The sequence below is a fragment of the Streptomyces sp. CG 926 genome (genome assembly GCF_003148825.1).
In the GTDB taxonomy this organism is placed as follows: domain Bacteria; phylum Actinomycetota; class Actinomycetes; order Streptomycetales; family Streptomycetaceae; genus Streptomyces.
This window is the reverse complement of record NZ_QGGZ01000002.1, coordinates 159258-183544: the sequence shown is the minus strand read 5'-3', so window position 1 is coordinate 183544 and position 24287 is coordinate 159258. Positions and strand designations below refer to the sequence as shown.

General features: G+C 71.2%; 22 protein-coding genes. 8 read left to right on the top strand and 14 right to left on the bottom strand.

The window, feature by feature from the left end; genetic code table 11:
* Positions 1-32: 32 nt before the first annotated feature.
* The 10 genes from BCL76_RS05855 to BCL76_RS05810 are packed head-to-tail and all read right to left on the bottom strand — an operon-like array spanning position 33 to position 9971.
* Positions 33-1565 carry an NADH-quinone oxidoreductase subunit N gene (locus BCL76_RS05855; RefSeq protein WP_109778483.1) on the bottom strand — a complete coding sequence of 511 codons (1533 nt, stop codon included), beginning with the start codon at positions 1563-1565 and terminating at the stop codon, positions 33-35.
* Positions 1562-3115 carry a complex I subunit 4 family protein gene (locus BCL76_RS05850; RefSeq protein ID WP_109778482.1) on the bottom strand — a complete coding sequence of 518 codons (1554 nt, stop codon included), beginning with the start codon at positions 3113-3115 and terminating at the stop codon, positions 1562-1564. The genes BCL76_RS05855 and BCL76_RS05850 overlap by 4 nt, the downstream gene beginning before the upstream one ends.
* Before the next feature lie 38 nt (positions 3116-3153).
* Positions 3154-5175: an NADH-quinone oxidoreductase subunit 5 family protein gene (locus tag BCL76_RS05845; protein ID WP_109778481.1), complete on the bottom strand. Its 2022-nt coding sequence runs from the start codon at positions 5173-5175 to the stop codon at positions 3154-3156.
* Positions 5172-5519 carry an NADH-quinone oxidoreductase subunit NuoK gene (gene nuoK / locus BCL76_RS05840; protein WP_030012576.1) on the bottom strand — a complete coding sequence of 116 codons (348 nt, stop codon included), beginning with the start codon at positions 5517-5519 and terminating at the stop codon, positions 5172-5174. Before nuoK ends, BCL76_RS05845 begins: the two co-directional genes overlap by 4 nt.
* Positions 5519-6142 (bottom strand): NADH-quinone oxidoreductase subunit J family protein, encoded by a 624-nt coding sequence (locus BCL76_RS05835; RefSeq protein WP_109778480.1) that lies wholly within the window; start codon positions 6140-6142, stop codon positions 5519-5521. The genes nuoK and BCL76_RS05835 overlap by 1 nt, the downstream gene beginning before the upstream one ends.
* Positions 6139-6768: a NuoI/complex I 23 kDa subunit family protein gene (locus tag BCL76_RS05830; RefSeq protein WP_109778479.1), complete on the bottom strand. Its 630-nt coding sequence runs from the start codon at positions 6766-6768 to the stop codon at positions 6139-6141. Before BCL76_RS05830 ends, BCL76_RS05835 begins: the two co-directional genes overlap by 4 nt.
* On the bottom strand, positions 6768-7733 hold the full coding sequence (locus BCL76_RS05825; protein WP_109778478.1) for a complex I subunit 1/NuoH family protein: 966 nt from the start codon (positions 7731-7733) through the stop codon (positions 6768-6770). The genes BCL76_RS05830 and BCL76_RS05825 overlap by 1 nt, the downstream gene beginning before the upstream one ends.
* Positions 7730-8956 carry an NADH-quinone oxidoreductase subunit C gene (locus BCL76_RS05820; RefSeq protein ID WP_109778477.1) on the bottom strand — a complete coding sequence of 409 codons (1227 nt, stop codon included), beginning with the start codon at positions 8954-8956 and terminating at the stop codon, positions 7730-7732. The genes BCL76_RS05825 and BCL76_RS05820 overlap by 4 nt, the downstream gene beginning before the upstream one ends.
* On the bottom strand, positions 8953-9573 hold the full coding sequence (locus BCL76_RS05815; RefSeq protein ID WP_109778476.1) for an NADH-quinone oxidoreductase subunit B: 621 nt from the start codon (positions 9571-9573) through the stop codon (positions 8953-8955). Before BCL76_RS05815 ends, BCL76_RS05820 begins: the two co-directional genes overlap by 4 nt.
* Complete coding sequence (locus BCL76_RS05810; RefSeq protein WP_030012240.1) at positions 9564-9971, bottom strand: NADH-quinone oxidoreductase subunit A; 408 nt, start codon at positions 9969-9971, stop codon at positions 9564-9566. Before BCL76_RS05810 ends, BCL76_RS05815 begins: the two co-directional genes overlap by 10 nt.
* 147 nt (positions 9972-10118) lie before the next feature.
* On the opposite strand from BCL76_RS05810, the gene BCL76_RS05805 reads away from it, so the two are divergent.
* From BCL76_RS05805 to BCL76_RS05770, 8 genes are all read left to right on the top strand, one after another.
* Positions 10119-11339 (top strand): sensor histidine kinase, encoded by a 1221-nt coding sequence (locus BCL76_RS05805; protein WP_109778475.1) that lies wholly within the window; start codon positions 10119-10121, stop codon positions 11337-11339.
* Between the two features lie 506 nt (positions 11340-11845).
* Complete coding sequence (locus tag BCL76_RS05800; protein WP_109778474.1) at positions 11846-13147, top strand: sensor histidine kinase; 1302 nt, start codon at positions 11846-11848, stop codon at positions 13145-13147.
* A 266-nt stretch (positions 13148-13413) separates the two neighbouring features.
* A complete protein-coding gene (locus BCL76_RS05795; RefSeq protein WP_030758119.1) occupies positions 13414-14073 on the top strand; it encodes a response regulator transcription factor in 660 nt (219 codons plus the stop codon).
* 150 nt (positions 14074-14223) lie between these two features.
* Complete coding sequence (locus BCL76_RS05790; protein WP_109778473.1) at positions 14224-16167, top strand: 2-oxoacid:acceptor oxidoreductase subunit alpha; 1944 nt, start codon at positions 14224-14226, stop codon at positions 16165-16167.
* A complete protein-coding gene (locus BCL76_RS05785; protein ID WP_181382450.1) occupies positions 16160-17242 on the top strand; it encodes a 2-oxoacid:ferredoxin oxidoreductase subunit beta in 1083 nt (360 codons plus the stop codon). Before BCL76_RS05790 ends, BCL76_RS05785 begins: the two co-directional genes overlap by 8 nt.
* A gap of 157 nt (positions 17243-17399) precedes the next feature.
* The gene (locus BCL76_RS05780; protein WP_109778471.1) at positions 17400-18254 is read left to right on the top strand and encodes an SDR family oxidoreductase; all 855 of its coding nucleotides are present in this window, start codon (positions 17400-17402) and stop codon (positions 18252-18254) included.
* 156 nt (positions 18255-18410) lie between these two features.
* Positions 18411-19355, top strand: a complete 945-nt coding sequence (rarD, locus tag BCL76_RS05775) for an EamA family transporter RarD (RefSeq protein WP_109778470.1) — start codon at positions 18411-18413, stop codon at positions 19353-19355.
* Between the two features lie 248 nt (positions 19356-19603).
* Positions 19604-20920: a M28 family metallopeptidase gene (locus BCL76_RS05770; protein ID WP_109778469.1), complete on the top strand. Its 1317-nt coding sequence runs from the start codon at positions 19604-19606 to the stop codon at positions 20918-20920.
* A gap of 66 nt (positions 20921-20986) precedes the next feature.
* Here the strand turns inward: BCL76_RS05770 and BCL76_RS05765 are convergent, their stop codons facing one another.
* The 4 genes from BCL76_RS05765 to BCL76_RS05750 all read right to left on the bottom strand — a co-directional run bounded on the left by BCL76_RS05765 (position 20987) and on the right by BCL76_RS05750 (position 24152).
* The gene (locus BCL76_RS05765) at positions 20987-21403 is read right to left on the bottom strand and encodes a hypothetical protein (protein WP_030758111.1); all 417 of its coding nucleotides are present in this window, start codon (positions 21401-21403) and stop codon (positions 20987-20989) included.
* The gene (locus BCL76_RS05760; RefSeq protein ID WP_234314053.1) at positions 21400-21603 is read right to left on the bottom strand and encodes a ribbon-helix-helix domain-containing protein; all 204 of its coding nucleotides are present in this window, start codon (positions 21601-21603) and stop codon (positions 21400-21402) included. The genes BCL76_RS05765 and BCL76_RS05760 overlap by 4 nt, the downstream gene beginning before the upstream one ends.
* 107 nt (positions 21604-21710) lie before the next feature.
* Complete coding sequence (locus BCL76_RS05755; protein WP_109778468.1) at positions 21711-22919, bottom strand: LolA family protein; 1209 nt, start codon at positions 22917-22919, stop codon at positions 21711-21713.
* A 222-nt stretch (positions 22920-23141) separates the two neighbouring features.
* Positions 23142-24152: a polyprenyl synthetase family protein gene (locus BCL76_RS05750; RefSeq protein ID WP_030758106.1), complete on the bottom strand. Its 1011-nt coding sequence runs from the start codon at positions 24150-24152 to the stop codon at positions 23142-23144.
* Positions 24153-24287: the final 135 nt, after the last annotated feature.

The following is a 24287-nucleotide window of genomic DNA, read 5'->3' as shown; positions in this document are numbered from 1 at the left end:
GGGGTTGCTCCGTACGGGTTACACGCGCCGGCTCACTGCGCGAAGAGGCTGCCCGAGGTGACGCGCAGGATGAGCTCCGGGTAGCCCGAGACGACGACCGCCGTGATCGCGGTGACGACGACGGCCGCTGCCACCGGCCAGGGGGCGCGCGTACGGGTCTGCGCGCCCTCGGGGGTGCGGAAGAGCAGGGCGGTCCAGCGCAGGTAGTAGTACAGGGCGATGACGACGTTGATCGCCATGACCACGGCCAGCCAGCCCAGGCCCGCGTCCACCGCCGAACGGAAGACGGTGACCTTGGCGAAGAGGCCGATGATGCCCGGCGGCAGGCCCGCCAGGCAGAGCAGGAAGAAGCCCAGCGAGAGGGCGGCGAGCGGGCGCTCGGCGTACAGCCCGCGGTAGTCGCTGATCCGGTGGAGCGGCTTGGTGCGGGCGACGAGGGCGGCCACGGCGAAGGCGCCGAGGTTCACGGCGGCGTACATGAGGGCGTAGGCGACGGTGGAGCCGATCTGGTCGCGCCCGGAGTACGCGGCCGCGGCGATCGGGACCAGCAGGTAGCCGGCCTGGCCGACCGAGGACCAGGCGAGCAGCCGTACGGCGCTGTTCGGACGGTCCGGGGACTGGCGCAGGGCGGCGGTGTTGCCCAGGGTCATGGTGAGTGCGGCGAGGACGGCCAGGGCGGGGCCCCAGATGTCGGAGTACGCCGGGAAGGCGATCACCGTGACGAGGATGAGGCCGGTGAAGCCGACGGCCTTGCCGATCACCGAGAGGTAGCCGGCGATGGGCAGCGGGGCGCCGACGTAGGTGTCGGGGACCCAGAAGTGGAAGGGGACGGCCGCGGTCTTGAAGGCGAAGCCGACGAGGGTGAGCGCGACACCGGCCATGGCGAGGGTGTCGAGCTGTCCGGGGACGTCTTCGAGGCGGTCGGCGACCTGGGTCAGGTGCAGGGAACCGGTGGCGGCGTAGACGAAGCTGACGCCCATCAGAGACACGGCGGTGGCGGTGACGGAGGACAGGAAGAACTTGAGGGCGGCCTCGGAGGAGAGCCGGTCGCCGCGGCGCATGCCGACGAGGGCGAAGGCGGGCAGCGAGGCGACTTCGAGCGCGACGATCAGGGTGGCGAGGTCGCGGGAGGCGGGCAGCAGGGCCGCGCCGGCGGCCGAGGAGAGCAGCAGGAACCAGTATTCGCCGGCCGGCATCCGGGTGTCACGCACGGCGGTGACCGACACCAGGGCGGTGATCAGGGCGCCGGCCAGCACCAGGAACTGGATGACGAGCGTGAAGTGGTCGGCGACGTAGCTGCAGGCCTCCGGGTCGCCGGTGAGGCAGAAGGTGGACCGGTCACCGGCGCGCAGGGGCACGAGGGTGGCGGTCGCGGCGGCCAGGCCGGCGACCGAGATCCAGCCGAGGAGGGGCTTGTGGCGCTCGACGAGGAACAGGTCGGCTACGAGGACGACCAGGCCGACGGCGGCGGTGATCACCACGGGTGCGACGGCGAGCCAGTCGACGGACTGGACCAGGCTCGGGGCCTCGGCGGAGAGGACCGTCAGGGTCGTCGTGGCCGTCATGCGTTGCCTCCTGCGAGGAGCTTCTGGACGGCCGGATCGGTGAGGCCGAGGAGGACCGCGGGCCACAGGCCGGCGAGGACGGTGAGGGCGACGAGCGGGGTCCAGGCGGCGAACTCGTAGTGCTGGATGTCCGCGACGGCGAGCTCGGGACCGGCTTTCGGGTCTCCCATGCAGACGCGCCGTACGACGATCAGGAGGTAGGCGGCGGTGAGCAGGGTGCCGAACGCCCCGACGGCCATGTACGTGAGGAACGCGGGGCGGGAGAGGCCCTCGGCGGGGTCGAAGGCGCCGAACAGGGCCAGCATCTCGCCCCAGAAGCCGGCCAGGCCCGGCAGGCCGAGGGAGGCGACGGCGGCGAAGGCGAGGAAGGCGCCCATGCGGGGGGCGCGGCCGTAGAGGGCGGCGCCGGTGGCCCCGGCGAGGGTGTCGAGGTCGGCGGTGCCGTAGCGGTCCTTGAGGGCGCCGACCAGGAAGAAGAGGAGGCCGGTGATCAGGCCGTGGGCGATGTTGGCGAAGAGCGCGCCGTTGACGCCGGTGGGGGTCATGCTCGCGATGCCGAGGAGGACGAAGCCCATGTGGCCGACGGAGGAGTAGGCGATGAGGCGCTTGAGGTCGCCCTTGTTCCCCTTGCGGGCCAGCGCGAGGCAGGCGAGCGATCCGTAGACGATGCCGACGGCGGCGAAGGCGCCCAGGTAGGGGGCGAAGGTGGCCATGCCGTCGGGGGTGATGGGCAGCAGGATGCGGACGAACCCGTACGTGCCCATCTTGAGCAGGACGCCGGCCAGCAGGACGGATCCGACGGTGGGCGCGGCGGTGTGGGCGTCCGGCAGCCAGCTGTGCAGGGGCCACATCGGGGTCTTCACGGCGAGGCCGATCCCGATGGCGAGAACGGCCAGGATCTGGGTGGTGTGGGACAGTTCGCGGCCGTTGTCAGAGGCCAGTGTCACCATGTCGAAAGTGCCGCTGTTCAGTCCGATCAGGAGCAGACCGAGCAGCATGACGACGGAGCCGAGGAGGGTGTAGAGGATGAACTTCCAGGCGGCGGCCTGCCGCTGAGCACCACCCCAGCGGGCGATGAGGAAGTACATCGGGATGAGGACCATCTCGAAGGCGAGGAAGAAGAGCAGCAGGTCGAGGACGGCGAAGGTCGCGAGGGTGCCGGACTCCAGGACGAGGAGCAGCGCGACGAAGGCCTTCGGGGAGGGGCCCGCGGGGAGCTTGAAGTAGCTGTAGAGCGCGCAGAGGAAGAACAGCAGCGCGGTCATCAGGAGGAGGGGGAGCGAGATGCCGTCGACGCCGAGGTGGATCCGGACGTTCAGCGCCTGGATCCAACTGATGTCCGTCGTCGCCTGGATGCGGGACGGGGCGTCGTGGTCGAAGCCCAGGGTGAGGGCGACGGCCGCGGCGAGGATCACGCCGGTCACGGTCACGCCGTGGCGCAGCACGGCCTGTTCGGGACTCTTGCCCTTGAGGCCGGGCGGGGCCGGCAGGAGCGCCGCGGCGGCGCCGAGGAGCGGTGCGACCACGATGAACGCCAGAAGGAACTGCATCACGGACGGGCTGATATCAATCACGGCTGACTCACGGCTCACGATCCGGCGTTGACGTTGGCGAGGACGGCGGTGGCGATCGCCAGGACCACGGCACCGGCGAGCAGGGCGCTCAGGTAGCTCTGCACGTTGCCGGTCTGGGCACGGCGCACGAGGCTGCCGAGCAGCTGGGTGCCGGTGCCCGCGCCGCGGACGTACGTGTCCACGACCTCGCGGTCGAGGAAGCGGACGAGGCTCGCGGCGGCCCGGACGGGCCGGACGAACAGCCGGTCGTAGACGGCGTCGAGGTGGAAGCCGGCGGCCGCGTGGCGGTGCAGCGGGCCGAGGAACGCCTTGCCGGGGTCGGCGGCGGGGCCGGCCGGGACGGCGGGGTGATCGTGGGTCACCTCGGCCACCTCGGGGGCTTCCGCGGCGGATGCGGCGGCGACGACCGCGGCGGGCGTCCCGGCGGGGGCTGCGGCTCGGGTGCCTGCGGCGGCCGCGAGGGCGGCCTTCGCCGAGGCGCGCTGCCAGAGGGCGTAGGTGAGCATCGCGCCGATGGCGGCGGCGCCCGTGCCGAGGACCGAGGTGACCAGGGTCGGGGTGAGTTCCCCGTTGTCGAACCAGCCGGAGATGGACTCGGCCGCGAGGCCGAAGCCGATCGACGGGATCGCCAGCAGCCACAGCACGCCGGTCATGGCGAAGGGTTCCTTGCCGTGGTCGGGGGCGGCGGCGCCCCGGCCGCGGAAGGCCATCAGCCACAGCCGGGTGGCGTAGGCGGCGGTGAGCAGGGCGGTCAGCAGACCGGAGACGAGCACCAGCCAGCCGGCGGCGCTGGGGGCGAAGTCCGAGTGGCCGGTGGCGGTGTGCTCGGCGGCGACGAGGACGGCTTCCTTGGAGAAGAAGCCGGCGAAGGGCGGGACCGCGGCGAGCGCGAGGAGCGCGATCGTCATCGTCCAGAAGGCGTCGGGGATGCGCTTGGCGAGGCCGTCCATCCGGGACATGACGCCCAGGGAGTTCGTACCGGCGGCGTGGATGATCACGCCGGCGCCGAGGAAGAGGAGCGCCTTGAAGGCGCCGTGGGACAGGAGGTGGAAGACGGCGGCGCCGCGGTCGCCGACGGCCAGGGCGCCGACCATGTAGCCGAGCTGGCCGATCGTGGAGTAGGCGAGTACCCGCTTGATGTCGTCCTGGGCGATGGCGGCCAGGCCGGAGCCGACCATCGTGACGGCCGCCATCACGGCCATGACCACCAGCGCGGCCTGGGATGCCGCGAAGACGGGCAGGAGGCGGGCGATGAAGTAGACACCGGCGGCGACCATCGTCGCGGCGTGGATCAGCGCCGAGACCGGGGTGGGGCCCGCCATGGCGTCGGGGAGCCAGGTGTGCAGGGGGAACTGCGCGGACTTGCCCGCGACTCCGGCGAGCAGGAGCAGTGCGATCAGCGTCGGGTGGTCGAGTCCGCCCGCGGCGACGGTCTCCAGGATCTTCGGGATCTCGAAGGAACCGGCGTCTGCGGCGAGCGCGAACAGGCCGATCAGGAAGGGGACGTCGCCGAGCTTGGTGACGAGGAAGGCCTTCAGGGAGGCGGAGCGGGCCGCTTCGGTCTCCCAGTAGTGGCCGACCAGGAAGTACGAGCAGATGCCCATGATCTCCCAGCCGACCAGCAGCACCATCAGGTCGCCGGAGTAGACGACGAGCAGCATGGCGGAGGTGAACAGTGAGACGAGAGCGGCATAGGACGGGTAGCGCGGGTCCTCCCGCAGGTACGCCGTCGAGTAGAGCTGTACGCAGGTGGCGACGACCCCGACCAGGACGGCGACCAGCACGGCGAAGCCGTCCAGGTAGAGCGAGAGCTCGATCGGTACCGAGCCGGTCGGGGTCAGCTCGGTCGAGGCGCTGATCGTCTCGCCGCCGCCTTGGCGGACGGCGACGAGTACGGCCAGTACGGCTGCGGCGAGCGTCGGCAGGATCGCGAGCGGCCGGACGAACCCGGGGGCTTTGCGGCCGAGCAGCAGTCCCGCCACCGCGCCGAGGAAGGGGAGCAGCGGGACGAGGACGGCGAGGGTCGTGGTGCTCACGCGGTGACCTCGCTCTGGTTGTTCGGGGCGGGCTCGTGGCCCTCGGCGGTGTCGCGCAGCCGGTCGACGTCGGAGGTGCCCCGGTTGCGGTACACCATCAGCACGATCGCGAGGCCGATGCCGATCTCGGCGGCGGCGATCGCGATGGTGAAGAGAGTGAGGGCCTGGCCGGCGTGCAGGGCGTCGCGCAGCCAGACGTCGAAGGCCACCAGGTTGAGGTTGACGGCGTTGAGCATCAGCTCGACGGACATCAGGACCAGGATGGCGTTGCGGCGGGCCAGTACGCCGTACAGGCCCGTGCAGAAGAGGAGCGCCGCGAGTACGGCGGGGTAGGCGAGGTGCATCAGCGCCGGCCCTTCTTCTCGCCGGGGCCGGCCGGGGTGGCTGCGTCGGCGGGGTCGGCGGGGTCGTTCCTGCGGGACAGCACGATGGCCCCGATCAGGGCTGCGAGGAGGAGGACGGAGAGCGCCTCGAACGGCAGCACCCAGTGCTGGAAGAGGATCTCGCCGGAGACCTTGGTGGAGCCCTGGACCGGTCCGTCGAGGTCGATCCAGGTGGTGCGGAAGGCGTCGACGACCACCCAGACCAGTGACACGGCCGCGACGCCGGCGACACCGAGCGCGAGCGGGCGGTTGCCGGAGTCCGCGTCCGGGGAACGGCCGATGGGGGCCTTGGTGAGCATCAGCCCGAAGAGGAGGAGGACGATCACGGAACCGAGGTAGATGAGGACCTGGACCCAGGCGATGAACTCGGCGGTCAGCAGCAGGTACTCGACGGCGATGCCGCCGAGCGCGACGACCAGCCACAGGGCGGCGTGCACCAGCTGCTTGGTGGTGACCGTGACGAGGGCCGCGCCGAGGGTGGCGAGTCCGACGAGGACGAAGGCGATCTCGACGCCGGTCGGGGAGAGGAAGCCGGGCCCGGTGGTGGCGGTGGCGGCTGCGGCCAGGGTGACGGCGGGGCTCACGCGTCTCCCTCCGGGGTCGGGTCGGTCGGGTCGGTCGGCTCTTGGGTCTCGGCCGCCCGGGCGGCGGCTTCGGCGGCTTCGGCGGCTGCCGCAGCGGCGGCCGCGGCCGCTGCTTCGGCCTTCTCCACCGCCTTGCGGGCGGCGGCGATCTCCTTGGGCTCCTCGGCGGCCGGGTCCAGCGCGGGCGGCGCCGGGACGGTCCACATCCACTCGCGGAGCTTGTCGCGCTCGTGGGTCAGCTCATGGATGTCGGTCTCCGCGTACTCGAACTCCGGCGACCAGAAGAGGGCGTCGAAGGGGCACACCTCGATGCAGATACCGCAGTACATGCAGAGGGAGAAGTCGATGGCGAAGCGGTCGAGGACGTTGCGGCTGCGCTCGCGGCCACCGGGGGTGGACGCTGGGACCGTCTCCTTGTGGGAGTCGATGTAGATGCACCAGTCGGGGCACTCACGGGCGCAGAGCATGCAGACGGTGCAGTTCTCCTCGAACAGACCGATGACCCCGCGGGAGCGGGGCGGCAGTTCGGGCTGGACGTCGGGGTACTGGGCCGTGTGCGAGCGCTTCGTCATCGTGCGCAGCGTCACGGCCAGACCCTTGGCCAGGCCGGATCCGGGGATGGGCATTACTGGATCGCCACCTTCACGATGCCGGTGAGCGCGATCTGGGCGAGCGCGAGCGGGATGAGTGTGGTCCAGGCCAGCTTCTGGAGCTGGTCCTCGCGCAGTCGCGGGTAGCTCACGCGGAGCCAGATCACGGCGAAGGCGAGGACCGCGATCTTGAGCAGGGTCCAGACCCAGCCGAGGTCGTCGCCGAAGGGTCCGTGCCAGCCGCCCAGGAAGAGGACGGTGGTGAGGGCGCAGAGGACGACGATGCCGGCGTATTCGGCGAGGAGGAACAGTGCGAAGCGCAGGCCCGTGTACTCGGTGTACGCGCCGAAGATGATCTCGGAGTCGGCGACGGGCATGTCGAAGGGGGGCCGCTGCAGTTCGGCGAGGCCGGCGACGAAGAAGACGAGCGCGCCGACGATCTGCCAGGGCAGCCACCACCACTCGAAGGCCTCGACGATGCCGGGGAGGGAGACCGTGCCGGCGGCCATGGCGACGGAGGCGGCGGCGAGCAGCATCGGCAGCTCGTAGGCGAGCAGCTGGGCCGCGGTGCGCAGGCCGCCGAGCAAGGAGAACTTGTTCGCGGAGGCCCAGCCGGCCATCAGGGAGCCGAGGACTCCGACGCCCATGACGGCGAGCGCGAAGAACAGGCCCGCGTCGACGACCTGTCCGACGGCGCCCTCGCCCGGGCCGATCGGGATGACCAGCAGGACGAGGAGGTAGGGCAGCAGGGCGACGGCGGGGGCGAGCTGGAAGATCCGTCGATCGGCGCCCGCCGGAACGATGTCTTCCTTCTGCGCGAACTTCACGCCGTCGGCGACGAGCTGGGCCCAGCCGTGGAAGCCGCCCGCGTACATGGGGCCGAGGCGGCCCTGCATGTGTGCCATCACCTTGTGCTCGGTCTGCCCGACGACGAGCGGGAGCACGAGGAAGACGGCGAAGACGACGATCAGCCGCAGGGCGACGTCGAGGACGTCGTTCACGCCGTGCCTCCGGTGTCAGTGGTGGGGTCGGTCTCGTTGTCGGCCTTGGTCCCGGTCTCCGGCTCGGCGTCCGGCTCGGTGCCCGGCTCGGCCGGGCGTCGCTCGGGTTCCGGTGCGGCCTCGGTCTCCGGTGCGGGACCGGCTTCCGGTACGGCCTTCGGAGCCGGTTCGGGGGCCGGTTCGTCGAAGGCGGGCTTCGGTGCGTGCCAGGGGGCGTCGGAGCTCCGGGGGGCGGTGCGGCGCGGCGGGCGCGCCGCCTCCCCCGTGTCCGCAGCGGCGCCTGCGTCCCGGTCGGCCGGGCCGCCGTCCGAAGCCGGGGCCTGGCTCGCGGAGCCGTCCGCCACCGAGCGGGTGCGGCGCGGCGGGCGGGGAGCGGCGTCCGGGGTCGGAGTCGTCGCGTCCGGGGTAGGCGTCTGCGTGGCCTGGCTGGCGGAGCCGTCCGCCACCGAGCGGGTACGGCGCGGCGGGCGGGGCGGAGCCTCCGCGTCCGCCCCGGTGGCCGCGTCGGCCGGGGGCTGGGTGGCCGAGCCCTCCGCCACCGAGCGGGTACGACGGACGGGGGCGCCCTCGCGCGGGGTGCGCGCGGCGGCGCCCGCCGCGCCGGCCGCACGCGCGGTACGGGCCGGTCGGGCCGGGGCCGGCGGGAGCTGGCCCTTCATCGGACCCCAGTCGTTGGGGTCCGGTACGCCCGGCGGGAGCATCTGGCGGCGCTTGGGCGCGTCCGGGTCGTGGGCCTCGCCCGGCTCCTTGGCACCGGGCCAGGCCTTGGCGACGCGCGCTGCCAGGACGAAGTCCTTGCGCAGCGGGTGTCCCTCGAAGTTCTCGGGGAGGAGGAGCGGGACGAGGTGGGGGTGATCGGTGAAGGTCACCCCGAACATCTCGAAGGTCTCGCGCTCGTGCCATTCCGCCCCGGCGTAGACGGCGACCGCGGACGGCAGGGAGGCGGCGCTGTGCGGGACCGTCGTGCGCAGCAGCAGCCGGCGCACCCGGTGGTTCTCCAGCGACACGACGTGCGCGCAGATCCGGAAGCCGGTGCCGGGCTCGTCCACCGCGCTCAGCCAGTCGAAGTACGTGCAGCCCAGCTTGTCCCGGGCGATTTCGAGGGCGGAGATCCAACTGCCGACGGGCACGTCCACCGTGAGGACGTCGTACGAGAATTCGGCGACGGCCTCGGCTCCGAACACCGTCGGCGCCGCGTCGGGGAGGGAGTCGTAGAGGTTCACGCGCCCGCCCCCCGCACGGGTGCCGGCGGAGGCGTGACCAGGTCGCTGGTCAGCTGGGCCACGGACGGCCCGGCGGCGTAGCGCTCGGCCAGCGACTCGCGGGCGATCTTCTCCTGGAGCTTGAGGATGCCCTGGAGGAGCGCTTCGGGACGCGGCGGGCAGCCGGGCACGTAGACGTCGACCGGGATGATCTGGTCGACGCCCTTGGTCACGGAGTACGAGTCCCAGTACGGGCCGCCGCAGTTGGAGCAGGCGCCGAAGGAGATGACGTACTTCGGCTCCGGCATCTGCTCGAAGAGCCGCTTCACCGCCGGGGCCATCTTGTCCGTGACGGTGCCCGAGACGATCATCAGGTCTGCCTGGCGGGGGCCCGGCGCGAAGGGGATCACACCGAGCCGGATGAAGTCGTGCCGGGCCATGGACGCGGCGATGAACTCGATGGCGCAGCAGGCCAGGCCGAAGTTGAAGACCCACAGGCTGTACCGGCGGCCCCAGTTCAGGACCACCTTCATCGGTTCCGGGGCCAGGCGGGAGAGGACTCCGAGGCGCTTGGGCTCCGGGAGCAGCACGCTCTCGGCAGCACCCTCGGTCGGCGTCACAGCCGGTGTCACGTCCATTCGAGGACGCCCTTCTTGTACGCATAGAGCAGGCCGACGGCCAGGAAGCCCAGGAAGATGAACATCTCCACGAGCGTCGTGGCGCCGTAACCGGCGGCGGCGAACACCGTCGCCCACGGGAACAGGAAGATCGAGTCGACGGCGAAGATGACGTAGAGGAACGCGTAGACGTAGTAGCGGACCTGGGTGTGCGCCCAGCCCTCGCCGACCGGGTCCACACCGCATTCGTAGGTCAGCAGCTTCTCGGGCGTCGGGACGACGGGCCGCAGCAGGCGGCCCGCGCCGAAGGCGACGGCCACGAAAAGCACACCGAGGGCGGCCAGTAGACCGACGACCGAATAACTCCGGAAGTAGTCCGCCGCGAGCACGGTTACGGTCGATACCGTTGGTTCAGGCACGTCCGTTCCTCGCTCCTCGGTCACTGTCGACGATCTGGTACGGACGGGAGTCTAGGGCCTGCCTCACATGGGGTGGGGTTATCCCCCGTTCACAGCACCCCGGCCGCCCCATGGCATCAGCGGGTCGCACTTGACAGGGTGTGGCGCATGACCATGAGCCATGCCGTACCCGACAACGATCGACCTCCCCCCGTACGCGCCGTTTTCAGCGCCGTGACGTGGAAGGAGATCGCCTATCTCGTGACCAATCTGCCGGTGGCGATCGTCGGTTTCGTTTACGCGGTTGTCATGGTTTCCACGACCGGCGGTCTTTCCGTGACCGCGGTGGGAATTCCCTTGCTCGCGTGCGGTCTGTATCTGTCTCGGCAGTTGGGACGGCTGGACCGGGCACGCGCCCGCGGGCTGCTGGGCGTACGGGTGGACGAGCCGACCCCGATCCCCGGGCCGAAGCGGTCCGGCGGATTCTTCCCCTGGCTGTGGACGAGCATCAAGGACCCGGTCGGCTGGCGGACGGTGCTGTACCAGCTGATCCGGTTGCCGTGGGGAGTACTCACCTTCACGGTAGCGCTGACCGGCCTGTTCGTGCTGTGGCCGGTGCTGCCGTATCTGGTGCGGCTGATGGCGAACGTGGACCGGGCGATGGTACGGGGGCTGCTCTCGCCCTCCGACGACCTGGAGCGGCGGATCGCGGAGCTGGAGTCCGACCGGGGGGTCGTGGTCGACACGGCGGCGGCCGACCTGCGGCGCATCGAGCGGGACCTGCACGACGGGGCGCAGGCCCGGCTGGTGGCACTGGCGATGGGGCTGGGCCTGGCGAAGGAGAAGCTGCTGGAGGACCCGGAGGGCGCGGCGGAGATGGTCGACGAGGCGCACGGAGAGGTGAAGCTGGCGCTGCAGGAGCTGCGGGACCTCGCACGGGGGATCCATCCCGCGGTGCTGACGGACCGGGGGCTGGACGCGGCGCTGTCGTCGGTGGCGGCGCGGTGTGTGGTGCCGGTGAAGGTGGCGGTGGATCTGCAGGGGGACCCGGCGGGGGCGGCGTCGCGGTCGGGGCCGGGGGCGGGCGCGCGGCCGGCGGAGGCGATCGAGGGGATCGCGTACTTCGTGGTGTCCGAGCTGCTGCAGAACGTGAGCAAGCACGCGGGGCCGGAGGCGCGGGGCGCGACGGTCGAGGTGTGGCGGGCGGGGGCACGGCTGATGATCCGGGTGTCGGACGACGGGCGGGGCGGAGCGAGTCCCTCCGGGGGGAGTGGGCTGGCGGGGCTCGCGGAGCGGTTGGGGGCGGTGGACGGGGTGCTGGTGGTGGACTCGCCGGAGGGGGTCGGGACCGTGGTCACGGCCGAGCTGCCGTGGCGGGACCGGGGGTAGGCCCCACGGGCCCCGTGTCGTCGCGTCGTCACTGGTGAGCGGGACTCCTGTCCGGGTGGGCGGGGGTCCCGTTCGTGCGTGCGCCTTGCCGGCGGGGTGGGTGGGGTCCCGTTCGTGCGTCGGGCGCGCCGCCGTTTCCCAGGGCTCCGCCGTGCGCCTCGCCGGCGGGGCTGCCAGGTCCCGTTCGTGCGTCCGGCGCGCCACCGTCTCCCAGGGCTCCGCCCCGGACCCCGCGCCTCAAACGCCGGCGAGGCTGGATTTGGCCGCGCCGCCTTGAACACCGGCCGGGGCGGGATTGGCCGCGCCGCCTCGAAGACCGGCCGGGGCGGGATTGGCCGCGCCGCCTCGAAGACCGGCCGGGGTGGGATTGGTCGCGCCGCCTCGAAGGTGGGCAGGGGGGTGGGGTTAACCCCCCGGTGGAGATGCCGACCCGCCGGATGGTTGTGGGGGGACCGGGGGCGGCAGGGTGAGGGGGTATCGGAGGACCGGAAGGGCGGGTCGGGATCATGGACAACGGCAGAGGCGCGGGCGGCGGGATCGGCGCGGTGCTGCGGGCTCCGGTCGAGGGGCGGACCTGGCGGGAGCTCGGGTACCTGCTGATCGGGTTGCCACTGAGCACGCTGTACTTCTCGCTCGCCATCGCCGGCGTGAGCCTCGGCGCCGGACTGCTCGTCACCTTCCTCGGGGTTCCGGTCCTGGCCGGCGTGCTCGCCATGTGTCGGGGCTTCGGGCACCTGGAGCGGGCCCGGGTGCGTGCGCTGCTCGGGACGGACATCGCCGCCCCCGCGCCGATCCGGGCGAAGAAGGCCGGACCGCTCGCCGCGATGGGTGCGCTGCTCAAGAGCGGGAGTGCCTGGCGGCACGCGCTGTACTCGGTCGTCCACTTCCCGTGGGCGGTGTTCTCGTTCTCCCTGTCCGTGGTGCTCTGGGCGTGCGGGTGGGCGTACCTGCTGTACCCGCTGTGGTTCTGGGTCTTCCCGGCCTTCACCGACCAGCCCGGTCTGCAGCTCTTCCAGAACGACGACTACGCCTTCTACCTCGACTCGCCCGGCGCGATCGCCCTCACCAGCCTGATCGGGCTGGCCCTCACCCTCACCACCCCGTGGGTGATCCGGGCCCTGACCACCGTGGACCGCGTGATGGTCGGCGGGTTGCTCGGGGCGTCGAGCCTGGCCACCCGCGTCAGCGAGCTGGAGTCCGACCGCGGGGTGGTCGTGGACACCGCCGCCGCCGACCTGCGGCGCATCGAGCGGGATCTGCACGACGGGGCGCAGGCCCGGCTGGTGGCGCTGGCGATGGATCTGGGGCTGGCGAAGGAGAAGCTGACCGAGGACCCCAAGGCCGCCGCCCGGATGGTCGACGAGGCGCACGGTGAGGTGAAGATCGCCCTCCAGGAGCTGCGTGACCTGGCCCGGGGGATCCACCCGGCCGTGCTGACCGACCGGGGGCTGGACGCGGCGCTGTCCTCGGTGGCCTCGCGGTGCGCGGTGCCGGTACGGGTGGCCGTGGACCTGCCGGCCCGGCCCGCGGCGGCGATCGAGGGGATCGCGTACTTCACGGTCTCGGAGCTGCTGCAGAACGTCAGCAAGCACGCGCTGGCCCGGTCGGCCTCGGTGGACGTGTGGAAGTCCGGGGAGCGGCTGCTGATCCAGGTCGCCGACGACGGCCGAGGTGGGGCCGGGCCCCGCGAGGGGACGGGGCTGGCGGGGCTGACCGAGCGGCTGGACGCCGTGGACGGGGTGCTGGTCGTCGACTCCCCCGACGGGGGCGGGACGACGGTCACGGCCGAGCTGCCCTGGCGCCCCTGAGGGGTGGGAATACCGCCCACGGGAATTCCGTCCGCGGGAATTCCGTACACGGGAGGGCCGGGCCGGGAGGCTCGGCCCTCCCGTAACTCCCGGCGCCGGTGGCGCCCGTTTGCGGTAGGCGACCTTCCGGTACGCGAAAACTCCCCCCGTACGGCGACGTGTTGTCGCGGCTCTGCCTTCACCGGGACCCAAGACTGGGATGCTTGGCTGAGTCAGGTGGTGCGGGAACGAGTGGACGCGGGAGCTGCTGAATCGTGGAAGACAGGGTGCGGGTGGTCATCGCCGAGGATTCAGTGCTGCTGCGTGAGGGCCTGACCCGGTTGCTGACCGACCGGGGGCATGACGTCGTGGCGGGCGTCGGGGACGCGGAAGCCCTGATCAAGACGGTGGCGGACCTGGCGGCGGAGAACGCGCTGCCGGATGTGGTGGTGGCGGACGTACGAATGCCGCCGACCCACACCGACGAGGGGGTACGGGCGGCGGTGCGGCTGCGCCGCGACCACCCCGGGATAGGTGTGCTCGTGCTGTCCCAGTACGTGGAGGAGCAGTACGCCACGGAACTGCTGGCCGGTTCGAGCACCGGGGTGGGGTATCTGCTCAAGGACCGGGTGGCCGAGGTGCGGGAGTTCCTGGACGCGGTGGTGCGGGTGGCCCGGGGCGGTACGGCCCTGGACCCCGAGGTCGTCGCCCAGCTCCTCGGTCGCAGCCGGAAGCAGGACGTGCTGGCGGGGCTGACCCCGCGCGAGCGCGAGGTGCTCGGGCTGATGGCCGAGGGCCGGACGAATTCCGCCGTGGCGAAGCAGTTGGTCGTGAGCGACGGAGCGGTGGAAAAGCACGTCAGCAACATCTTCATGAAGTTGGGCCTTTCGCCGAGTGATGGGGATCACCGGCGGGTTCTGGCCGTTCTCACCTATCTGAAATCTTGATCGACTGACACTCTGTCAGATATGGCATACCGGCAGGGCCGTCTCGAGGGGCGGCCCTACGGTCCAGAATGTGACCGCTCCTGGGGGCCTTGATCCCTACCGTCGTAGGGTGGGTCCCGGGGGGTCACGCCTCGAAGGAGGTCCAGTTCAGTGACCAGCCAGGTCAGCAGCCCAGCCGAGCAGGCCGACGGGGCCGGGGGTGCGGTTGTCGGTGGACAGCGCGCCCCGGAGAGTCCGGGCGGCAAGGAAGTGCGCCGCCTCGATCGTGTGATCATCCGATTCGCGGGTGACTCCGGTGACGGTATGCAGCTCACCGGTGACCGCTTCACCTCGGAAACGGCGTCCTTCGGGAACGACCTGTCGACGCTGCCGAACTTCCCCGCCGAGATCCGCGCCCCTGCCGGAACCCTGCCGGGCGTCTCCTCCTTCCAGCTGCACTTCGCCGACCACGACATCCTCACCCCGGGCGACGCCCCGAACGTGCTGGTGGCGATGAACCCGGCGGCCCTGAAGGCGAACATCGCGGACCTGCCGCGCGGCGCGGAGATCATCATCAATACGGATGAGTTCACCAAGCGCCCCATGGCCAAGGTCGGCTACGCGACCTCGCCGCTGGAGGACGGCTCCCTCGACGCCTACAACCTGCATCCGGTGCCGCTGACCACCCTGACGGTCGAGGCCCTGAAGGACTTCGGCCTCTCCCGCAAGGAGGCCGAGCGCAGCAAGAACATGTTCGCGCTGGGCCTGCTGTCGTGGATGTACCACCGGCCCACCGAGGGCACCGAGAACTTCCTGCGTCAGAAGTTCGCGAAGAAGCCCGAGATCGCCGAGGCGAACGTCGTCGCCTTCCGGGCCGGCTGGAACTTCGGGGAGACCACGGAGGACTTCGCGGTCTCCTACGAGGTCGCCCCCGCCACCCGCGCCTTCCCGACCGGCACCTACCGCAACATCTCCGGGAACCTGGCGCTCGCCTACGGTCTGGTCGCCGCGAGCCAGCAGGCCGATCTGCCCCTCTACCTGGGCTCCTACCCGATCACCCCGGCCTCGGACATCCTGCACGAGTTGTCGAAGCACAAGAACTTCGGCGTGCGGACCTTCCAGGCGGAGGACGAGATCGCCGGCATCGGCGCGGCGCTCGGCGCGGCCTTCGGCGGCGCGCTCGGGGTGACCACCACCTCAGGACCGGGTGTGGCACTCAAGTCGGAGGCGATCGGCCTCGCGGTGTCGCTGGAGCTGCCCCTGCTGATCGTGGACATCCAGCGCGGCGGCCCCTCCACGGGACTGCCGACCAAGACGGAGCAGGCGGACCTGCTCCAGGCCATGTACGGACGCAACGGCGAGGCCCCCGTCCCGATCGTGGCGCCGCGGACCCCCGCGGACTGCTTCGACGCCGCCCTGGACGCGGCCCGTATCGCGCTCACCTACCGGACCCCGGTCTTCCTGCTCTCCGACGGCTACCTCGCCAACGGGTCCGAGCCCTGGCGGATCCCGGAGGTCGCCGACCTGCCCGACCTGAAGGTCAAGTTCGCCACCGGCGCGAACCACACCCTCGCGGACGGCACCGAGGTGTTCTGGCCGTACAAGCGGGACCCGGAAACCCTCGCCCGCCCCTGGGCCATCCCCGGCACCCCCGGCCTCGAACACCGCATCGGCGGCATCGAGAAGCAGGACGGCACCGGCAACATCTCCTACGACCCGGCCAACCACGACCTCATGGTCCGCACCCGCCAGGCCAAGGTCGACGGCATCCAGGTCCCCGACGTCGACGTCGACGACCCGGACGGCGCCACCACCCTGGTCCTGGGCTGGGGATCCACCTACGGCCCCATCACCGCGGCCGTCCGCCGGCTGCGCAGCGCCGGACTCCCCGTCGCCCAGGCCCATCTGCGCCACATCAACCCCTTCCCCAGGAATCTCGGCGAGGTCCTGGAGCGTTACGAAAAGGTAGTGGTGCCGGAGATGAACCTCGGGCAGCTCGCCACCCTGATCCGGGCGAAATACCTGGTCGACGCGCAGTCGTACAACCAGGTCAACGGAATGCCGTTCAAGGCGGAGCAGCTCGCCACGGTTCTCAAGGAGGCCATCGATGACTGAGGTGACGGAGGCCGCGGCCGACGGGGCGCGGACCCTGCTCTCGCTGGTACCCAAGGCCGAGAGCAAGCAGTCGATGAAGGACTTCAAGTCGGACCAGGAGGTCCGCTGGTGCCCCGGTTGCGGTGACTACGCCGTGCTGGCCGCGGTTCAGGGCTTCATGCCCGAACTGGGCCTCGCGAAGGAGAACATCGTCTTCGTCTCGGGCATCGGCTGCTCCTCCCGCTTCCCGTACTACATGAACACGTACGGGATGCACTCCATCCACGGCCGCGCCCCGGCCATCGCCACGGGTCTGGCCACCTCCCGCCGCGACCTGTCCGTCTGGGTGGTCACGGGCGACGGCGACGCGCTCTCCATCGGCGGCAACCACCTGATCCACGCCCTGCGCCGCAACGTCAACCTGAAGATCCTCCTGTTCAACAACCGGATCTACGGGCTGACGAAGGGCCAGTACTCCCCCACGTCCGAGGTCGGCAAGATCACCAAGTCGACGCCGATGGGCTCGCTCGACGCGCCCTTCAATCCGGTGTCGCTGGCGATCGGAGCCGAGGCCTCCTTCGTCGCCCGGACCGTCGACTCCGACCGCAAGCACCTCACCGAGGTACTGCGCCAGGCGGCCGACCACCAGGGCACGGCGCTCGTGGAGATCTACCAGAACTGCAACATCTTCAACGACGGCGCGTTCGAGGTGCTCAAGGACAAGGACCAGGCCCAGGAGGCAGTGATCCGGCTGGAGGACGGGCAGCCGATCCGCTTCGGCACGGACAACGCGAAGGGTGTCGTCCGCGATCCGGCCACCGGGGACCTGGAGGTCGTCGACGTCACCGCCGCCAACGAGGCGCGGATCCTGGTGCACGACGCGCGGAACGCCGGCGCCACCACCGCCTTTGCGCTCTCCCGCCTCGCCGACCCCGACACGCTGCACCACACCCCGATCGGGGTGTTCCGCAGCGTGGAGCGGCCCGTCTACGACACCCTCATGGCCGACCAGCTCGACGCGGCCATCGACCGCAACGGCAAGGGCGACCTCGGGGCGCTGCTGGCCGGCAACGACACGTGGACCGTCGTGGGCTGACCCGCCCGCGCGACACGGCCGCCGCAAGCCCGGACCCCCTGGGGGTCCGGGCTTCGGCATGCGCGGCCCGACGCTCCAGCGCTTCCCTCCATATAGCGCTTTCCAGAAGTTAGCGCTTACCGTAGGCTGGCGCTGTCACCCAACGAGGAGAGCAGTCATGAGCATCGTCGTCACCGCCGCCACCGGAGCCCTCGGCCGTCTCGTCGTCGAGGATCTGCTGGAACGGGTCCCCGCCGACCAGGTCGCCGTCGTCGTCCGCGACGAGGCGAAGGCCGCCGACCTGGCCGCACGCGGGATCGAGGTGCGCGTCGCCGACTACGACGACCGGGCGGCCCTCGCCCGCGCCTTCGAGCCCGGCGACCGCGTGCTGCTGATCTCCGGCAACGAGATCGGGCGGCGCGTCGCCCAGCACACCGCCGTGATCGACGCCGCGAAGGCGGCGGGCGTCGCGCAGCTGGCCTACACCGGCATCCTCGGCGGCCCCGAGGCCGACTTCGAGCTGGCCGCCGAGCACACCACCACCGAGCAGGCCGTCCTCGACTCCGGACTCCCGTACACCTTCCTGCGCAACGGCTGGTACCACGAGAACTACACCCGTGAGCTGCCGACGGTCCTCGGGCACGGAGCGGTCGTGGGCAGCGCGGGCGAGGGCCGGGTCGCCTCGGCGGCACGCGCCGACTACGCGGCCGCCGCGGCCGTGGTGCTCACCGGCGAGGGGCACCTGAATCGGATCTACGAGCTCTCCGGCGACGCCGCGTGGAGCCTCGGGGAGTACGCGGCCGAGGTGTCGGCTCTCAGCGGCAAGGAGATCGCGTACGCCGAGGTCGCGCCGGACGAGCACCTGCGGATCCTGACGGGCGCCGGGGTGCCCGAGGGCTTTGCGGCGATCATCGTCGACGTGGACGCGGCCATCGAGCGCGGCCGGCTGGCGGGCACCAGCGGGGACCTGGCCCGGCTGATCGGGCGGCCGACGACCCCGGTCACCGAGGCGATCGGCGCCGCGCTGGCCTGACCTGGGCGGCTCCCGGCGGCTCCCGAGCGGCCCCCGCATCCGCGCGGCCTCGCGGGTCCCGAACGGTGTCATGAGTATCTCGCGATTACGGGCATGACATCTGGGCCGTACGGCGATACCTTCGTGAAGTTGGCCGGAAGTCGCACAGGAGGCCCCGTGAAGGCACAGAACGAGCAGCGCACGGGTTTGCTCTACGGATTCGGCGCTTACGGGATGTGGGGGCTGGTGCCCCTTTTCTGGCCACTTCTCAAGCCTTCCGGGGCGGTCGAGATCCTCGCCCACCGCATGGTGTGGTCCCTGGCCGTGGTCGGTCTGGCGCTCCTCGCGCTGCGCCGCTGGGGCTGGATACGGGAGCTGCTCCGTCAGCCCCGCAAGCTCGCCCTGACCGCCCTGGCCGCCTCGGTGATCAGCGTGAACTGGGGCCTGTACATCTGGTCCGTCAACAACGAGCACGTCGTCGAGGCCAGCCTCGGCTACTTCATCAATCCCCTGGTCAGCATCGCCATCGGCGTGCTGGTGCTCGGTGAGCGGCTGCGCCGCGCCCAGTGGGTCGCGGTCGGTCTCAGCGTCGCCGCCGTGCTGGTGCTCGCCATCGGCTACGGGCGGCCGCCGTGGATCTCGCTGATCCTCGCCTTCTCCTTCGCCACCTACGGGCTGATCAAGAAGAAGCTCAACATGGGCGGCCTGGAATCGCTGGCCGCCGAGACGGCCGTGCTGTTCCTGCCCGCCCTCGGATACGTCCTGTGGCTGGGCGCCCAGGGCCAGTCCACCTTCGCCTCGCACGGTGTCGCCCACGCGCTCCTGCTGGCCGCGACCGGCCTGGTCACGGCGATCCCGCTGGTGTTCTTCGGGATGGCCGCGATCCGGGTCCCGCTGTCCACCCTGGGGCTGCTCCAGTACATGGCCCCGGTCTTCCAGTTCGGGCTCGGCGTCCTGTACTTCCACGAGGCGATGCCGCCCGAGCGCTGGGCGGGCTTCTCGCTGGTGTGGGGCGCGCTCGTGATCCTCACCTGGGACGCGCTGCGCACCGCGCGGCGGTCGCGGATCAGGCCGGCGGCGGCGCCGGCCGTCCTGGCGTCACCGGCCCGCGAGCCCGCGTAACGGCGCCCGAGCCCCGCGCGGCACGGCGTCCCACGGGACTCGCGCCGGCAAACCCTTCACCCCCTCGATCCCCTGTACGGGCCACCCGTACCGGGGATCGTCCGTTTTCCGAACTGCCCTGACCGAATTGTGGTCTTGACGGACAGTCATACTCTCGCTGAACATCAGGCTCGCACTGACGCACTAACGCTCACCTGCTCTATCCCCACCCGTTCCGTCATATCCCCGCGGAATCCCGGAGCCCCCACATGAGCCTGTCCGTCTCTCGGCGCCTTGCTGCCGTGACCGCGTTCGCGGTCGCCGGCCTGTTCGCCTCCGCCGTCCCCGCCGCACTCGCCGCCCCCACGGCGGTCGCCGCGGCCCCGACTCCGCCCGACATACCGCTGGCCAACGTCAAGGCCCACCTGTCGCAGCTCTCCACCATCGCCGCCAACGACGGTGGCAACCGCGCCCACGGCAGGGCCGGCTACAAGGCCTCGATCGACTACGTGAAGGGCAAGCTCGACGCGGCCGGCTTCACGACCACCCTGCAGACCTTCACCTCCAGCGGCGCCACCGGCTACAACCTGATCGCCGACTGGCCGGGCGGCGACCCGAACTCCGTCCTGATGGCCGGTTCGCACCTGGACTCGGTGACCGCGGGTGCGGGCATCAACGACAACGGCTCCGGCAGCGCGGCCGTCCTGGAGACCGCCCTCGCCGTCTCCCGGGCCGGTCTGCAGCCCACCAAGCACCTGCGTTTCGGCTGGTGGGGCGCGGAGGAGCTGGGCCTGATCGGCTCGAAGTACTACGTCAACAACCTGCCGGCGGCCGAGAAGGCGAAGCTCTCCGGCTACCTGAACTTCGACATGATCGGCTCGCCGAACCCGGGCTACTTCGTCTACGACGACGACCCGACCATCGAGCAGACCTTCAAGAACTACTACGCCGGCCTCGGCGTCCCGACCGAGATCGAGACCGAGGGCGACGGCCGCTCCGACCACGCCCCCTTCAAGAACGCGGGCATCCCGGTCGGCGGCCTGTTCTCCGGCGCCGACTACACCAAGACGGCGGCGCAGGCGCAGAAGTGGGGCGGCACCTCCGGTCAGGCCTTCGACCGGTGCTACCACTCCTCCTGCGACAGCCTGACGAACATCAACGACACCGCCCTGGACCGCAACTCGGACGCCGTCGCCTACGCGATCTGGACGCTCGGGGCGGGCACCGCGGTCCCGCCGGGCCGGTCCTTCGAGAACACGGCGGACGTGAACATCCCGGACTCCCCCGCGGCGGCGGTGTCCTCGCCGATCACGGTCACCGGTGTGACGGGCAACGCGCCGGCCACCACCAAGGTCGACGTGAACATCGTCCACACCTACCGCGGTGACCTGGTGGTCGACCTGGTCGCCCCCGACGGCACCGTCTACAACCTGCACAACCGCAGTGGCGGCAGCGCCGACAACCTGGTCCAGACGTACACCGTCAACGCCTCCTCCGAGGTCGCCAACGGCGTCTGGAACCTCCGGGTGAAGGACTCGGCGGCGCAGGACGTCGGCTACATCAACAGCTGGAAGATCACCTTCTAGTCCTCCGGGACCTTCCAGCCCGACGGCCCACGGCTCCGGCACGGTCTCATCGGATCGTGCCGGAGCTCAGGCGTCCTCGGCGCGCGCCTGCGAGGACGCCTGGAGCGGCCCCTCGATGCGGGCGCGCAGCTCCTCGGCCACGGCCGCGATGTCCGCGCGGCCCAGTTTGGCCGCCTCCACCAGGTCGCCGAGCTCCTCGGGCGAGGGCAACTGCTTGGCCCCGGCCACCCGCAGGTACGAGCGGGTGGCGGCGGCCGCGTAGAACTCGTTCATCGGGGATTCCAGCGCCGGGCACACGGCGAGGGTGTGCAAAAACGCGGCGGCCCGCCACGCGGTGTCCGGGGCGGGCTGTTCGGGCACGAGGACGAGGTCGTTCTGGTGCCGGGCGACCGCGGCGGCCACCCCGGAGGGATCCCACACGGCGGGATCGGACGGGAGGTGGTGGGCCAGAGCCGTCCAGGCCCACTCCATGGTGATCTTCAATTGCCGAACCGTTGCTGGAAGTAGCTCCAGTGATCGGCGAACTCCTCTATGCCGGAGAGGAAGTTCTTCCGGTCCTCGTCGAGTTCGCGCTCCGTGACCTCGGTGATCAGCGCGGTGACCGTCGTCCCCAGTGCCGCCGCACGTGCCTTCAGGCGTTCGTGGAACTCTTCGTCCAGGCGGATGGTGACGTGTCTCGACATGTCCAACACCGTACAGCGGGTGTGCTGTACGGGCAGCCGGAATGCCGCAAGGGTGGGCAGGGACACAGTCCCCGGCCCACCCTCGCGGCGGTTCGTCCGGTCGGCGACTACTTGTTGGCGTCGGCCGCCTTCACCAGCGCGTCCTTGGTGACCGCGCCGACGTAGACCTTGCCGTCGTCCGTGATCAGCGCGTTGACCAGGCGGGTCGACAGCACACGGCCCTCACCGAACTTCCCCTTGACCTTGTCCCCGAGGGAGTCGAGGAACTGTTTGGCCTCCTTCGGGGCGTTCTTGTCGTTCTCCAGGTCCTTCAGGCTCCGCTCGGAACCGGAGTCGATCCGGGCGATGGTCGACCAGCCCTCACCGAGGACCTTCACGTCGCCCTTGCCGTTCGCGCCGCCGGTCAGGCCGCCGAGGCCCGGGAACGACTCCAGCGCCTTCCAGTGCTCGTCCGCGCCGCCCTTGCCCGGCCCGTCCTCGCCCTCGGTCACCTTGGCGCCCTTGGGCAGGGTGAAGGCGAAGGTGTCCGCGGCCGGCTTGGCGAAGTCCACCTTGGTGAAGCCGGCGTCCACGATCGGCTTGCCGCCCTGGGCGGACAGCAGCTGCACGCGCAGCGGCACGCCGTTCTTGGCGTCCACCGCGATCTGGACCGAGCCGACCGTGGAGCCGCTCTGCTTCGGCTTCAGCACCAGCTGGTAGGCGTCGCGCCCGGCCACCTGCGCGGTGTCGCCGACGCTGACGTCCGTGGTGGGGCCGGCGGCCTTCAGGATCTCCTCGGCCAGCTTCTGCGGCGAGGCGGCCAGCCGGTCGGCGGTCTTGTGCTCCTTGCCGCCGTCCTTGCCCTTGCCGGCTTCGGCGTTCTTCTCGTGGAAGGCCTCGTTCGACTTGGAGTCGTAGCCCCACACGTCGTCGCCGTTGTGGATGAGGCTGTACTCGTCCTTGCCGTCGAGGAAGGTCAGCCGCTGGCGGTCCGGGCCGTCGGCCGCGACGCGCAGGGTGTGGCTGCCGTTCGCCAGCTGGGCGACCTTGTCCTCCGGGGCGGCGGAGCCGCCCGCGATGCCCCCGCCGCCGAGCAGCCCGCTCGCGATCGTCGGCAGCCCCAGGTCGGTGGTGATCCGGGCGGTGCCGGACAGCTGCTGCACGTCCGAGGCCGCGACCTTCTCGATGAGCTGCTGCGCCGTCACCTTCGGCAGGTCGGGCCCGCCGGCGTTGGCGAAGGCCGGGACCATCGCAACGGTCGCCGCGGCCACGCCCGCCACCGCTACCGGTACGGCGTACCGGGCGGCCTTGCGAGAAGTCTTGGTGTTCGGTGCCATGTCAGTGCCCTGCCCTCTGTGTCGACTGCGGTGACCACCGTGTCGCCGCGCTCACCCGATCTGGTGGGGTTTGATGACTCCATCTGACCAAATCGGCGGCCCCGGGGCGTCAGTCCCCGGACGCAACTCGGCGTACGCCCGTGGGATGACATGGAAAGGGCCCCCCTCCCCCGACCCGTAGGGGTCGCCGGGGCGGAAGGGCCCGTTCCGAAATCGTGGCCGCTACCCGGCGCGGTGCACCACCGCGTCGCAGAGCTCTTCGAGGGCCGACTTGGCGAAGCACTCCGGCAGCGGGGCCAGCATGGCCCGCGCGTCCTCGGCGTACCGGATGGTGTCGCGGCGGGCCTGTTCCAGGGCCGGGTGGGCCCGCAGTCGGGTGAGCACCTCGGCGTGGCGGGCGTCGTCCGTCAGGTCGCCGTCCAGCAGTTCCACGAGCTCCAGGTCCGCCGGGTCGCCGCCCTGGGCCGCCATCTCGCGCAGCCGCAGCACGGGCAGGGTCGGGATGCCCTCGCGCAGGTCGGTGCCCGGGGTCTTGCCGGACTCGTGCGCGTCGGAGGCGATGTCGAGGACGTCGTCGGCGAGCTGGAAGGCGGTGCCGAGCCGCTCGCCGTACTGGGTGAGGATGTCGACGACCGACTCGTCGGCGCCGGACATCAGCGCGCCGAAGCGGCCGGAGACCGCGATCAGCGAGCCGGTCTTGCCTGCGATGACGTCGAGGTAGTGGGCGACGGGGTCGCGGCCGTCGCGCGGGCCCGCCGTCTCCAGGATCTGGCCGGTCACCAGCCGCTCGAAGGCCTCGGCCTGGATACGTACGGCCTCCGGCCCGAGGTCGGCCAGGATGTGCGAGGCGCGGGCGAAGAGGAAGTCACCCGTGAGGACGGCCACCGAGTTGCCCCAGCGGGCGTTGGCGCTCTCCACCCCGCGGCGGACGTCCGCCTCGTCCATGACGTCGTCGTGGTAGAGCGTCGCGAGGTGCGTGAGCTCGACCACCACCGCGGACGGCACGATGCCGGGCGCGTAGGGGTCACCGAAACGGGACGCGAGCATCACCAGCAGCGGCCGGAACCGCTTGCCTCCGGCCCGGACCAGGTGCTGTGCGGCCTCGGTGATGAAGGGGACTTCGCTCTTGGTGGCTTCCAGCAGACCCGCCTCGACGGCGGCCAGTCCGGCCTGGACATCGGTCTCAAGAGCCTGGTCCCGCACGCTCAGTCCGAACGGCCCGACGACGGTCACGAGGGGTACTCCTGTCTGCTGACGATCACGCTGACGATCACATGGATTGTCGATGTGTCGCTGCCATCACTCAAGCCAGCGTATCGGGTCTGTTTTCGATCACCGAGAGCGCCTTCCCGGCCACCATCCGCGCGC